Here is a 13,077-nt window from a genome sequence, read left to right on the forward strand (position 1 = left end):
CCCACATGCATCAAAAAGAGAATATCCTTATTAAAAGACTCCTCTTTTAATTTCTAATACATTCTATTCGAAGAATTATTTGACTATTCTGTAAGTATATATTTTTCAATTAAATAAGTCTAATTTAACTTATGTACTTTTATATAAATTATAAGCTTTAATAAATGCATGCTCCAAGACCTCCAGTTATAACTATAACTAGGTTTATCTCTTTTGATTTGGGCGTCTTTTTTAATATTGTTACTTCTAAACTTAATCTTTGCACCATAAGTGTCTTTCCATACGTCGGGAACAGTAAAATATCCCCTTTCTATCTTCCCATTATTTGGGTAAAAAGATGTTACTTTTTCAAACTGTAAATTAGGTTGTTGAGCAAAAGAGCAAATACTAAATACGGTTAAAAATAGAAATGTAAATTTATTCATCATTATTCTTATAAATAGTGTTAAAAATCGAGTTTATTTATTTTTATTTCAATGGTATCTATCTTTCTATTTAAAGCGACGTGACAACTATAATCATCCTTTATTGTTATTTCTTTTAAAAAGAAATTTTCAAAACCTACTGTTGTTTTTTTATTTCGAATTTCAAAAGATTTTAAGGGAATTGTAAATCCTTTTCCGTTAGTTTTAATAACTGCTTCTTTCTGCGACCAATGGTAAAAAAATGAACGTATTTTATCTTTTGAATTGTTAACTGATTCCCATTCATTCTTGGTCATTTGAGATTTAAAACCTGTAATCTTAATAGGCTTAATTTTTTCAATATCAATACCTATACTCCCTAAACGGGTTAAAGCACAAATAACTATTTTTCCTGAATGTGAAATATTAAAACTCATATCAATACTATCAAAATATGGTTTATTATAGAAGGTATATTTTAAATCGAAATCGTCAAAATTATAATTCATTTGTTCCATACCTTTAACCAGTAAAACTCTTCCTAATAAAGATAATTGAGCATCTTGCCATCGTCTATATCTTAGTACTTTTTTTTGAAATTCAGTAGAGAACTTTGGTAAATATTTGTTGATTAAATCTTTATGATTATCCTCATTTATTAGCGTGTAAAAAATATAAATCAATTAAAAAGCATTAAAAGTTAAAATTAATTTCTATTATTTTTTGATTTTTAAAATCCAACGCTTTGTATGTATTCCTTTTGATTTTACATTTAGAATTATAAATAGCGTAAGGTTATGTGAGAAACTATTTTTTAATGTAAAATTCTTATCCTATATTTTACTAAAGATTAGTAGATCCCAAATTACATACTTGATTTATATTAAGCTTTTATTTTCATGATAGCTTGTTCGGAATATCTCAACTAATTCCTTAACGTTATTGTATATAAAGAAATGATTTCCTTTTAACACGTAAGACTTAAAATTGGACTTCGTATGTTTTTTCCAATTATTTATCTTATTTATTTCTTTTTCCTCATCTCCCATTATAGCTATTATAGGTGATTCTATAATAATATCATTAATAAGAAAATCTCCTTCTAATATCTTAAAATCTGCACGTAGAATAGGTAATACAAAATCTAATAGCTCTTCGCTTTCTAATAATTCTTTAGGAAGTCCTCCTAATTCTTTAAGCATGGTTATAAAATCATTTCTATTCAAAGATGAGCGATTTTTTTCTCTTTTTATACCTGGCCCAGCATTACCACTTACAATCACACATTGTGAAAATTTATTATCCTTTTCCAGCATGTCTTCAATTCCTAATGCTAAAGCAGCTCCTAAACTGTGTCCATAGATTATAAAATCTTCTCCGTTTAGTCGGTTGGAGATTTGTTTGTACATATCCTGTATTGCATCTACATAGGAAGTTATTAATTTTTCTTTAATTCTTTTACCTCTGCCTGGAAGTTCTATAGAAATCATTTCAAAATCAACAGGAAAAGGTTCTAAAAAATCGAAAGAATATATACTACCTCCTGCAAAATGTAATAAAAATAGTTGCTTTTTCTTCATAAAAATCATTAATTAGTTAATAAAGAATTTCTTGAAATTAACTATCCCTGTCTTTGCTGGCAGGCTGGATCGAAGCAAAGTCATAATCGTATTTCGCTAGTTTTATACCCAATCAAGTTGCTCCACAGGTTTTGACCTAAAAAAGTCAAAAACCAAAATGCTGTATTTAGTTTCCCATTTTTACTGAAACAAGTTCAGCACAAACACGGAGTGATAATTTCAACGAAAACCCTGTCTTTGCAAGCAGACTAGGGGCCAATGTCATTAAGTTAAGACTAAAATGTCAGTCTGAGCGCAGTCGAAGACCTTATAAACCTTAGTTTTTAAAAGCATTTCGACTGCACTACCAATGACGTAATCTTCATTTAATTGATTTTGAATTAATTACAAATAAACATCATCTACCATACTTTGTAATTTTTTTCCAAGGGCTCAATGTGAAAAAACAGAACAAATCCCCCTTAACTTAATGACATTGAGCCAGAGGTAGCACCTAAGGAAATTCTTTTCGATTAAAATATTTGACTATAACTTTCAATGTTAGAGCTATTGATGTCAACAAACACTATTTGATTAATCTCTTTTAATAGGATACCAAATCTAGTTTTGGTATTCCGTTTTGCAAGTATTCCTTCATATCCCGCTAATGGGCCGCTTATAATACGAACATTCTCACCTTCTTTAAAATTTGGTTCAACTGATATATTTCTATTTAAATTCAGCATTTTTTTAATCCCTTTTATGTTTTCAAAATCAACTTTTGAAGGCTTCCCTCCACAATGTAAAAAAGTCACAACCTTAGGTATTTGACAAATTTTACTTAAATAACGTTCTTCGGTATTCACAAAAATATAACTCGGAAAAAGCACCTCCTCAATCATTTTTTTTTGGCGATTCTTCCAGGTTTTTAAACTTTTCTTCACAGGAAGAAAAACTTCATAGTCTTGAAAAGACAACTCTTGTTTAACAATTTTTTCTGCACGTGGTGCTGTATAAAATACATACCAATTCTTATTCGGTTTTAATTCTAATACAGTCTCCCCTTTTTTACAATAACTATCAATATTATCGCACATATCAATATAATGTTTAAGATTTGGAAATTAAATAAAGCTACGCTTGGTCAATTAGCAACTTTGCATTTGACTAAAATTTTAAAATTCTATAAGTGATGAATATCTTAGAGAATGATTAAAAAAGGATTTAATTAAACTCTATATTTAAAAAGACATACTAATTCTTACACTTTTATAAACGCAGAAAAATGATTTAATATAAAAGGTCACATTAACTAATTGAATACTCATAATAATATAGTTTTTAAGATTGAAAATTAAATAAAGCTACGCTTGGTCAATTAGCAACTTTGTATTTGACTAAAATTTTAGAAGTAATGAGTGTCTTTGAGAATGCTTTTTATGAGGTTTTTATTAAAAAATAATCATGTACGAATATCAAACATTATTTCATATAAAGAAAGACAATTCCTGTTAATTAACATAAAGTTCACATTGATTAATTGAATGCCATAATATCTTATAATAATAAAAGAAAAAGTTAAAAAATATTCTTGCTCGTATTCGAATTTAATTATAATAGAATCCCACTCATTTTTTAATAATTATCAAAATTATAGCACATAAATATATGATGTTTAAGATTGAAAATTAAATAAAGCTACGCTTGGTCAATTAGCAACTTTGCATTTGACTAAAACTTTAAAATTCTAGTAGTAATGAGTGTCTTTTGAGAATGCTTTTTTATGAGTTTTTTTGTTAAAAAACCATATACAAATATCAAACATTATTTTTCATAAAGAAAGATAATTCTTATTAATTAACATAAAGTTCACATTCATTAATTGAATGTCACAATACCTTATAATAAAAAAAGAAAAATTAAAAATATTCCTACTCGTATTCGAATTTAACTATAATAGAATCCTACTAATTTTTTAATAATTATCAAAATTATTGCACATATATATATGATGTTTAAGATTGAAAATTAAATAAAGCTACGCTTGGTCAATTAGCAACTTTGCATTTGACTAAAACTTTAAAATTTTAGTAGTAATGAGTGTCTTATAAAGGTTTTATTAAACCTTCCATTTAAAATATATACAAATATCAAATATTATTTTTATAAAGAAAAATAATTCTTATTAATTAACGTAAAATTTATATAGACTAATTAAACGCTATAATATCTTGAAGATTAAATAAAGCTACGCTTGGTCAATTAGCAACTTTGCGTTTGACTAAAATTTCAAAAATTCTATAAGCTATGTGTATCTTAAAGAATGCTTTTATGGGAGTTTTTTAATCCTCTATTTAAAATATGTACGAATATTATCATTTTTAATCAAAAAAAGAAGACAATTCTTATAAAAAAATCATAAAATTAACATTATATAATTTATCGTCCATAATATTTTATAATTCATAAAATAAAAGGCTAAATAATATGAATTTATTACCTGAAGTTCCGAAGGATTTAGAGAAAGACTATACAGAGTAAATTGGAGATAATCCCAAAGCCAGCTCTGCTCATAGCAGACACTATTTAGAAACATATCTTCATAGGGCATATTCTATTGTAGGAAGAACAAATATCATCTGTTAATAAATCTCCCAAAATTCTCTTAAAACCTGTCTTGTTCTGAAATATGTATACACAAAGCCAATAGGTTGATTTTAAGTTTGTAAAATAATTTTAAAAGATATCCAACTAAAAACAACACGAGTAAATATCTTAATGTCAGATAATTAAAAAACAGGTACGTAATTCGGTGCGTATACCAATAACCAAACAGAATAACACATTGATTATAAGTATTTTATTAGATATCAGATAGTCCCCCTTTCTCCACTGAAAAAATTGTAATTAGACACTTTAAAAGTCAAAACCCTTTAAACACTACGTTTAGAGTTTTTTTGTTTTTGGTATATGTTCAAAATACACATTATATAGATCAAATATAATTTTAGGGGGCAAGTCATAATTACGCATAAATTTTGATGAGTCTATATAGGAAAAAAGAAATATCTCTGACTCCCCTAAACTGGGATCAATCCCAAAAGTTGTGTTTAGGCAAAAATGTTCTACTCTTTAGCTTCTTGAAATCAGATTCTCTTTTAAAAATACAGCCTTTTTATTTAATTAAGACATAACAACCTATAAGTATTTACAACATTTCAATAATCTTTAGTCCCTTTTTTTACATTTTAGTGTAAAATGACCTGTTTGTGACATAGATTGACCAATTTATATCTATTAAATATACTTAATTTACATCTTAAAATTTTTATTATGGGAGTATTTAATTCCTTGTTTAAGAAAAAAAATTATGAATAAATTTAAGATCCTTGCCTTTACCTTGTTGGTAATCCTTTCTTGTAAAAGTGTCAAATTAAAAAAAAGTTTCCATAACAATTCTGGAAACTATGTATCTGAACATTATCAAAATCGCGAATCGGGATATGATTGGGTGTCGGTTAATGTTAGCCAGAATACCCCAGAAAACATGAAAATTTCTATTCGATCAAGAGCTGATAAAAAAAGACCTACTTGTACTTTTGATGCAATTGCTGAAAGAATAAACGATTCAACTTTTCAAACCATTGTAAAACAAAAAACCATTCTTTTTAAATTTAAAGAAAACAATATTTCAATTTCTACAAAAGAATTTGATAATAGATTTCTATTAATGTATTTCTGTAGTGGTGGTGCTAGTTTAATGGGAGATTATAAAAAAATATCTAGTGAATTAGACACTACACAAATTGACAAAAAACCTTTTTCTAACATGATAAAAGACGGAAAAATTAACCGATAACAACCTTTTAAAAATTCGGATCTATGTTTATCCGAAAAGTTAGCGTCTTTTTACACGCTACGTTTCACACACAAACCATTAACAAAAATAAAAATTATGGGACTATTTAATTCTCTATTTGGAAAAAAGAAAATGACTTTAGATGAAGCTAATGCAAAAAATCAAGATTTTATTACTAAAAATCCTGAACCGAAAGATGATGAAAACTCACTTATGAGACAAGCATCAAATATGCTAACTAACAGGAAGTTTGATGAATCTATTGAGTTTTATAAAAGACTTGCTGAGAATTACCCTGAAAATAAGGGGCTATATCTAAGTCAGGTTGGAGTGGGGTTTTACTTCCTAAATGACTTTGACAAAGCTATTGAATACTATTTAAAGGCAAAAAATGAAGGTGCAGATTCGAATATGATGGACGACAATATTTGGGAGGCTTGTGAGGCTATTTATAACAAAAATAATGATAAAAAAGCGATTGAAAGATATCTTGAATATTACCATAATGGTAATTATGCTAAAAAAGCAAAAAAAATACTATCTAAATAACTTTTGCTAACACAAAAATAAAAAGCATTAAAACGACTTTTTACATTCGACGTTAATAATCATTAAGGACGCAAATTTTGATAAATAAAAAATGAAAAAAAATTTAATAATATTATTGTTTATGTTCCCAATATTTTCATGGGCTGATCATTGGGACAATTTAACACTTCAGCAAGCCAATCAAGTTCAGGATCTTCTTAATTCAAATCCATATATTTTAGATTATTGTGATTGTTGTAGTTATGAAGGAGTATACGCAACGAAAATTTACTTAATGAAGGTAAAATCAACTGATATTGTAATTTGTGATTGGAATTCAGAATACTTTAACGTTAGAGCGCAAGTTGAGATTTTGGCTGAAATACCGTATAACCAAAATGGTCCTGACATAGCATCTCCCCGTTTAAACAAATCAGAAAGTGATCTAATAATTACTATGAATTACACCTGGGCCTATAATGAACTGGAAGGAAAAGCAGCTCCCATATATACTATTATACCTTATGATACTTACGGAAAAATAAAACTAGATTCAGGTTCTTGTAGGGAATTCACAACTTTTCCAAAACCAAAATATATTAAAGAGAGAGCATATAAAAGATGGTACAGAAATAAGTTTTGACCGCAAAAATACGATTTTAACAATTTGTATATTATATAATCCCTTCTGTTCGTTAAAGGACATAGTTTACAAAGTTAAAGAATTATTAAAAAGGGCTAATTAGAAGTTACTAAATTTTAAAACCTCTGAAACCACCTTAAAAAACTGATAAACTTGGAATTCTGGATAGTTCCTCTTTCTCCGTTGAAACGATGTTTCAAAAGAAACATAGAATTTAAAACCTCTTTAAAACTTAGTGTTTAAAGGGGTTTCTTTTTTAGTTATTTTCAAAAAACACTTGCCCCCCTGTTTTATAGTTTAATACTTTTAACAATAGAATGTACATTATCTTTTGTAACTCTACTTTCTTTTGTTATCTCTCCACCTTGAAGGAAATAATAAGACTGCGAAAGATTAATTGCAAAACTCACAAACTGTTCTACTAAGAGTACCGTAACATTAAGATCTAACGCTATTTTTTGTAAAATCCTTCCAATTTCTTGAACTACATTAGGCTGAATACCTTCAGCTGGTTCGTCAAGCAAAATCATTTTTGGATCTATAACCAACATTCTTGCTATAGCTAATTGCTGTTGCTGACCACCACTTAACATGCCTCCCTTTCTTTTTCGGATTTCTTTTAAATCTGGAAAATAGTCATAACCTATTTCTAGGGCTTTTTTCAAATTCATCTTTCTTACTTCACAGCCTAACAACAGGTTTTCCTCTACAGATAAATATGGAAAAATCATTCTTCCCTGCGGCACATATGCCACTCCTAATTGTGAAATGGCTTCAGAATCTAATTTAGAAATATCTTGACCATCAAAAATAATTTCTCCACTTTTTGAAGGCATTAATCCCATAATTGATTTTAATAACGTGGTTTTCCCTGCTCCATTACTACCAACGATAGAGCAAATTTCGTTTTTAGGTATGCTAATATTTATATTATGAATTGCTGAGGATTCATTCGAATATCCAGCAGTTAAATTTTTTATTTCAAACATGTTTTGCGTTTAATCTTGTTATGGTTGCATTATTTTGTCAAACTGCATTACTAAAAATTCACGTTTAGTTTTGACGACCCAAATAAATTTCAATCACCTGTTCGTTATTTACAATTTTATCAAAAGCTCCTCTATCAATAATACGTCCTTCATGCATAACCGTAACAGATGTTGAAAAATTACTAACAAATTTCATGTCGTGCTCTACCACTAAAACGGTGTGATCTTTTCCTATCTCTTTTAATAACTCACCCGTTCTATCACGCTCACTCGGAGACATTCCAGCAATGGGCTCGTCTACCAATAATAATTCTGGTTCGTTAATTATAGACATTGCTATTTCTAACCACTGTTTTTGCCCGTGAGACATAGACCCGCTAATTACATTTTTGTACTCTAAAAGATTTAGCTTTAGCAGCGTTTGGTCTATAGTATCTTCTTCCTCCTTGGTAATCTTGTGATTAAATAGATACCAAACATTGCGTTTTCCTGTTAACAACGAAAGCTTCATGTTTTCAAAAACCGTCTGCGTATTAAATATAGTCGGGTTTTGAAACTTTCTGCTTATCCCCAAGTGTACAATACTTTCTGGTTTTTTATTTTGAACTTCGTGAGTTTCCTTGTAAATAATTTTACCTTTTGATGTTTTTACACGTCCACAAATAGCATCTAAAATAGTCGTTTTTCCTGCTCCGTTTGGACCAATTATAAACTGAACACCTTTAAATGAAAAATCTATATTAATAGTATTCAAAGCTTTGTAGCCATCAAAATCTACTTCAACATCTCTTAGACTTATGATAGGATTTACAACTCTGGCAATACGTTTTAAGTGTAATTCTAAATCTTTATTCATGCTCTGTCTTCAATTTATTAAATCTATTTTGAAACCATTCTTTCTCTTTTAATGTTCCTACAATTCCTTTTGGTACAATTAAAGTTGCTGCAATAAATAAGAATCCGTAGAAATACCACCAGTATTCTGGTAACGATTCTGAGAAACTTGTTTTAGCATAATTTATAACCAAAGCGCCAATTATTGGACCAAGTAAAGTACCGCGGCCACCAATAGCTACCCAAATAACAAACTCGGTAGACATAAGTATACTCATAAGAGAGGGCGATATAATACCTACTATAGGCACAAATAAAGCGCCTGCAACACCACACATAGCGGCAGAGGTTGCTAAAGTTAAAATTTTAAAAGAATCTGTTCTGTAACCTAAAAAGCGCAACCTTGTTTCTCTATCCCTTATGGCTTGAATTATTACGCCTCCATGGGTTCTTAACATAAACTTGCTAACAAAATAAATAGCTATAACAACAGCTACTGCAAGACCATATAATATTTTTATTAGAGTTGGGTCGCCTATGGGGTAACCAAACACACCTTTAAACCCTGTTATACCATTAGACCCACCAGTAAACCCTTGTTGTCCAACAAATAAAATAGAGACAATTAAGGTAATAGCTTGACTAATTATTGTAAAATAAACACCTTTAGTCCCCGATTTAAAAAGAGGAACACCTACCAATAAAGCTAATGTTACTGGTAAAATAACGGTCATTGCCAAAGCAAAGGGTAGCGATTGAAACGGTTTCCAGAACCATGGTAAGGTTTCTATTCCAGACCATTCCATAAAATCTGGTAAAGGTTGGGCTTGTAATTTCATATACATCGCCATCGCATAACCACCTAGCGCAAAGTAAACACCATGCCCTAAACTTAAAACGCCCGTATACCCCCATAATAAATTAACCGAAATGGCTACAATGGCAAATACTACAAACTTACTTAAAATTGAAAGTCTGAAATCTGAAAGTAAAAAAACTGGTAATATTATAATTACAGCTAGTACTAATATGCAAATTATTTTTTGCTTCATTTTTTTAATTGAAAAATTAATCAATAGTTCTGTCTTTCATTGGCGATAATCCTTGTGGCTTATAATGCAGAACAATTAAAACCAAACTAAGAATAATCACTTTAGCCATACTTGAGGTTGTGAAGTTTTCTATAAACGGACTACTTATTCCAATTAGTAAAGCGCCTAATATAGTACCTCTTAAACCTCCAATACCGCCAAGAATAACAACTAGAAATGTATCAATAATATAATTTTGACCTGTTGAAGGCCCTACCGAACCGAGCATTGAAATACAGATACCTGCTATACCCGCCAAACCACAACCAAATGAAAACGTAAACGCATCTGCCTTTTTAGTATTGATACCAATACATGAGGCCATAGAGCGATTTTGCATAACTGCTTGAAGGATTCTGCCTTTAGGTGTTTTGTAGATAAAATAATACACAAACAAGCAAACCAACACAGCAAAAAGGATAATAAAAATTCTATTAAAAGGCAATGTGATATCTTCTGTAACTTCCCAGCCTTTGCTTAAAATTTTTGGCATGGGAGCATCTACATTATTAGAACCAAAAATATTCCTAGCCAATTGCTGTAAAATCAAACTAATACCCCATGTAGCCAATATACTATCCAGAGGCCGAGCATACAATTTTCGTATTACTAGCCGCTCTATTAAATAGCCTATTCCAAAAGATAGAATAAATGATAGAATAAATGCCAACAAAAGGGTAAGCCACGATCCTTCACTTCCAAGCACCAAACTAACAATATAACTGCTGTAGCACCCAATCATAATAAACTCGCCGTGCGCAAAATTAATGACCCCCATCATTCCAAAAACGATACTCAAACCAATAGCTGTAAGCAATAAAATAGAACTAATACTTAATCCGTTGAATAAGAATGGTATAAAGTCTCCCATAATTTTATTATATTTTGATTTGTTACAGAAGATATCCAAATACCTAACTGCTTTTAAAAATTTCTATTTAGAAGAATGTTACTCCAAATAAACCAGTTATAGTATGGTTAATCGGACTAGCAACAACTCCTGCATTTGCTTTAACACTATAGGTTTCTGATATTTTTACAGGCTTACTAATATTTATTCCTATTTCGTTAATACCAGCATCATTTGCATCAGCTACAGCTCTATTTGTCCATTGCCAGAATGTACCGCCATCATCACTATTAAAAGCAAAACCAAAAGAAACATACGGAGACACAGAAATATTATTTCCTGCATCAAAACCATAAGATGCTTTAAAATAAGATGAATATCTATTTGATTGATCTGGATTTCTATCTCTACCTTCAATAATAGTAGCGAAGAAAAGGTTCAAATTGGTTTTAGGAAGCGTATAGTTCACAGACAAATCAAAGAAATGTCGTGTTTGATCTCCAGTAAAATTGAAATAATTAGCTTGAGAATGATTTCCATATCCTGCGAAACCATTGGAAGCAGTATAGTCACTATAGTTAAAAACATCCCAAAGCGCTATAGAAAAACCAGATTTGGTAGTGTACGATATATATAAATCGGTATCTTTCCACATACCTGATAATCCATAACCATTCCAAGTTCCAATTTCAAAACCACCATACTTAAAACTTGCTTGAGCAGCAACTATAGGATCTGGCCCTACAGCATAACCACGCCAGTACCATTGGTTGTGCATTGAAGCTGTAATATCGAATTTACCTTTTTTTGTAGTTTCTTCTTGCGCAAACATAAGAGCTGAAAACAACCCTACTAATGTGAATAGTAATACTTTTTTCATAATAATAAATGTTAAATTTAGGCTGTAAAAAGGCGATTTAATTGCTTAAACCATAATGTAAATCGCCTATTTATTTGTTTTTATTGGATGTTACCTGGAGCGATAACTTTTTTATCTGTAGCTATACTTGGGAATGGATCTGGTGCAATCATTTCTGGTGATTGATAAAGAATATCAAACTGCCCTTCAGCATTTGCTCTACCAATCATGAAATTTTTGATGGTGTGATTGGTAACTGGATCTATAGATACAACACCTTCAGGAGCATTATAACTCACTTTGCTAATAGCTTGTTGTACAGCATCTGGCTCAAAAGAATTTGCCTTTTTAACAGCCTCTGCCCATAAGTACACACCAAAGTAAGCCGCTTCTATAGGATCATCAGTAACTTTATCTGCACCGTATTTAGTTTGATATGCTTTTATAAATTTATCGTTAGCCTCACTTTTAAAAGTCATAAAATAGTTCCATGCCGTTAATTGACCTTCCATAATATCAACACCAATACCTTTTAATTCTACTTCAGCAATAGAGAAAGACATACAAGTTACTTCTGGGGCACTTAACCCAAGAGATTTCATTTGTTTAAAGAAACCAATATTACTATCACCGTTAACGGTGTTTAAAACAGCATCAGCACCCGAACTTTTAATTTTTTGGGCAATCGATGTGAAGTCTGTATGACCAAGTGGCGCATATTCTTCGCCTACTATTTCGATACCTTCAGATTTTAATTTTGCCTTAATAATTTTATTAGCTGTTCTTGGGAAAACGTAATCCGATCCTACTAAAAAGAATTTCTTTTTACCTTCCTTAATCATATAATCTACCGCGGGAAGAATTTGTTGATTAGGAGCTGCTCCAGTATATATTACATTTTTAGAAGCTTCCATACCTTCATATTGCACAGGATAAAATAATAAACTGTTTTTAGACTCAAACACTGGTAATACCGCTTTTCTGCTAGAAGATGTCCAGCATCCAAAAACAGATTTCACACCATCTTGTCCTATTAATTTTGTAGCCTTTTCTGTAAAAGTTGGCCAATCTGAGGCGCCATCCTCAATTATTGGTTCTATTTGCTTACCTAAAACACCACCTGCAGCATTAATTTCTTCAATAGCTAACATCGTAGCATTTTTGCAATCTGTTTCAGAAATTGCCATGGTTCCCGTTAAAGAATGTAAAACGCCAACTTTTACTGTGCTAACTTCTTCAGCAGAAGCTTTACCTTCTTTTTGTTTACAGGAAAAAACCAGAGCTAAACTGGCAATAAATAATACTAATTTTCTCATAATTCATGTAGTTATTTAAATGTTAATTATAACACAAATCTATAATATATTTCATTACACCCCATAAAATTGATAGTATACATTTATTTTTTACGAATTATAGTACATTTACCCCTCATTTTTTATGGGTATAATAATTTTACTA

The 13,077-nt window shown here is 30.1% G+C and carries 13 protein-coding genes; 3 read left to right on the forward strand and 10 right to left on the reverse strand.

Going from position 1 to position 13,077, the window contains the following annotated elements:
- Nucleotides 1-119 precede the first annotated feature (119 nt).
- The 4 genes from Q4Q40_RS05390 to Q4Q40_RS05405 all read right to left on the reverse strand — a co-directional run bounded on the left by Q4Q40_RS05390 (nt 120) and on the right by Q4Q40_RS05405 (nt 3,060).
- Nucleotides 120-425, reverse strand: coding sequence for a hypothetical protein (locus Q4Q40_RS05390; RefSeq protein ID WP_303300718.1), 306 nt, complete (start codon nt 423-425; stop codon nt 120-122).
- A gap of 20 nt (nt 426-445) precedes the next feature.
- Nucleotides 446-1,087, reverse strand: coding sequence for a 4'-phosphopantetheinyl transferase family protein (locus Q4Q40_RS05395; RefSeq protein ID WP_303300719.1), 642 nt, complete (start codon nt 1,085-1,087; stop codon nt 446-448).
- 195 nt (nt 1,088-1,282) lie between these two features.
- On the reverse strand, nt 1,283-1,984 hold the full coding sequence (locus tag Q4Q40_RS05400; protein WP_303300720.1) for a thioesterase II family protein: 702 nt from the start codon (nt 1,982-1,984) through the stop codon (nt 1,283-1,285).
- A 512-nt stretch (nt 1,985-2,496) separates the two neighbouring features.
- Nucleotides 2,497-3,060: a UpxY family transcription antiterminator gene (locus Q4Q40_RS05405; RefSeq protein WP_303300721.1), complete on the reverse strand. Its 564-nt coding sequence runs from the start codon at nt 3,058-3,060 to the stop codon at nt 2,497-2,499.
- Nucleotides 3,061-5,333: 2,273 nt separating this feature from the next.
- On the opposite strand from Q4Q40_RS05405, the gene Q4Q40_RS05410 reads away from it, so the two are divergent.
- From Q4Q40_RS05410 to Q4Q40_RS05420, 3 genes are all read left to right on the forward strand, one after another.
- Nucleotides 5,334-5,822: a hypothetical protein gene (locus Q4Q40_RS05410; RefSeq protein WP_303300722.1), complete on the forward strand. Its 489-nt coding sequence runs from the start codon at nt 5,334-5,336 to the stop codon at nt 5,820-5,822.
- 96 nt (nt 5,823-5,918) lie between these two features.
- On the forward strand, nt 5,919-6,371 hold the full coding sequence (locus tag Q4Q40_RS05415) for a tetratricopeptide repeat protein (RefSeq protein WP_303300723.1): 453 nt from the start codon (nt 5,919-5,921) through the stop codon (nt 6,369-6,371).
- A 91-nt stretch (nt 6,372-6,462) separates the two neighbouring features.
- Nucleotides 6,463-6,993 carry a hypothetical protein gene (locus Q4Q40_RS05420; RefSeq protein ID WP_303300724.1) on the forward strand — a complete coding sequence of 177 codons (531 nt, stop codon included), beginning with the start codon at nt 6,463-6,465 and terminating at the stop codon, nt 6,991-6,993.
- Nucleotides 6,994-7,283: 290 nt separating this feature from the next.
- Here the strand turns inward: Q4Q40_RS05420 and Q4Q40_RS05425 are convergent, their stop codons facing one another.
- The 6 genes from Q4Q40_RS05425 to urtA all read right to left on the reverse strand — a co-directional run bounded on the left by Q4Q40_RS05425 (nt 7,284) and on the right by urtA (nt 12,932).
- On the reverse strand, nt 7,284-7,982 hold the full coding sequence (locus Q4Q40_RS05425) for an ABC transporter ATP-binding protein (RefSeq protein ID WP_303300725.1): 699 nt from the start codon (nt 7,980-7,982) through the stop codon (nt 7,284-7,286).
- 64 nt (nt 7,983-8,046) lie between these two features.
- Entirely contained in the window at nt 8,047-8,838 is a 792-nt protein-coding gene (gene urtD / locus Q4Q40_RS05430) for an urea ABC transporter ATP-binding protein UrtD (protein ID WP_303300726.1), read from the reverse strand.
- A complete protein-coding gene (gene urtC, locus Q4Q40_RS05435) occupies nt 8,831-9,868 on the reverse strand; it encodes an urea ABC transporter permease subunit UrtC (protein ID WP_303300727.1) in 1,038 nt (345 codons plus the stop codon). The genes urtD and urtC overlap by 8 nt, the downstream gene beginning before the upstream one ends.
- A 16-nt stretch (nt 9,869-9,884) precedes the next feature.
- Entirely contained in the window at nt 9,885-10,778 is an 894-nt protein-coding gene (urtB, locus tag Q4Q40_RS05440; protein ID WP_303300728.1) for an urea ABC transporter permease subunit UrtB, read from the reverse strand.
- A gap of 67 nt (nt 10,779-10,845) precedes the next feature.
- The gene (locus Q4Q40_RS05445) at nt 10,846-11,637 is read right to left on the reverse strand and encodes a hypothetical protein (RefSeq protein WP_303300729.1); all 792 of its coding nucleotides are present in this window, start codon (nt 11,635-11,637) and stop codon (nt 10,846-10,848) included.
- 80 nt (nt 11,638-11,717) lie between these two features.
- Nucleotides 11,718-12,932: an urea ABC transporter substrate-binding protein gene (urtA, locus tag Q4Q40_RS05450; protein WP_303300730.1), complete on the reverse strand. Its 1,215-nt coding sequence runs from the start codon at nt 12,930-12,932 to the stop codon at nt 11,718-11,720.
- Nucleotides 12,933-13,077 lie beyond the last annotated feature (145 nt).

It is taken from the genome of Flavivirga jejuensis (assembly GCF_030540765.1).
In the GTDB taxonomy this organism is placed as follows: domain Bacteria; phylum Bacteroidota; class Bacteroidia; order Flavobacteriales; family Flavobacteriaceae; genus Flavivirga; species Flavivirga jejuensis.

Coding starts and splice junctions, on each gene's coding strand:
- Q4Q40_RS05410 (WP_303300722.1), top strand. CDS start 5,334: ATGAATAAATTTAAGATCCTTGCCTTTACCTTGTTGGTAATCCTTTCT.
- urtC (WP_303300727.1), bottom strand. CDS start 9,868: ATGAAGCAAAAAATAATTTGCATATTAGTACTAGCTGTAATTATAATA.
- urtB (WP_303300728.1), bottom strand. CDS start 10,778: ATGGGAGACTTTATACCATTCTTATTCAACGGATTAAGTATTAGTTCT.
- urtD (WP_303300726.1), bottom strand. CDS start 8,838: ATGAATAAAGATTTAGAATTACACTTAAAACGTATTGCCAGAGTTGTA.
- Q4Q40_RS05415 (WP_303300723.1), top strand. CDS start 5,919: ATGGGACTATTTAATTCTCTATTTGGAAAAAAGAAAATGACTTTAGAT.
- Q4Q40_RS05390 (WP_303300718.1), bottom strand. CDS start 425: ATGAATAAATTTACATTTCTATTTTTAACCGTATTTAGTATTTGCTCT.
- urtA (WP_303300730.1), bottom strand. CDS start 12,932: ATGAGAAAATTAGTATTATTTATTGCCAGTTTAGCTCTGGTTTTTTCC.
- Q4Q40_RS05420 (WP_303300724.1), top strand. CDS start 6,463: ATGAAAAAAAATTTAATAATATTATTGTTTATGTTCCCAATATTTTCA.
- Q4Q40_RS05425 (WP_303300725.1), bottom strand. CDS start 7,982: ATGTTTGAAATAAAAAATTTAACTGCTGGATATTCGAATGAATCCTCA.
- Q4Q40_RS05445 (WP_303300729.1), bottom strand. CDS start 11,637: ATGAAAAAAGTATTACTATTCACATTAGTAGGGTTGTTTTCAGCTCTT.
- Q4Q40_RS05400 (WP_303300720.1), bottom strand. CDS start 1,984: ATGAAGAAAAAGCAACTATTTTTATTACATTTTGCAGGAGGTAGTATA.
- Q4Q40_RS05405 (WP_303300721.1), bottom strand. CDS start 3,060: ATGTGCGATAATATTGATAGTTATTGTAAAAAAGGGGAGACTGTATTA.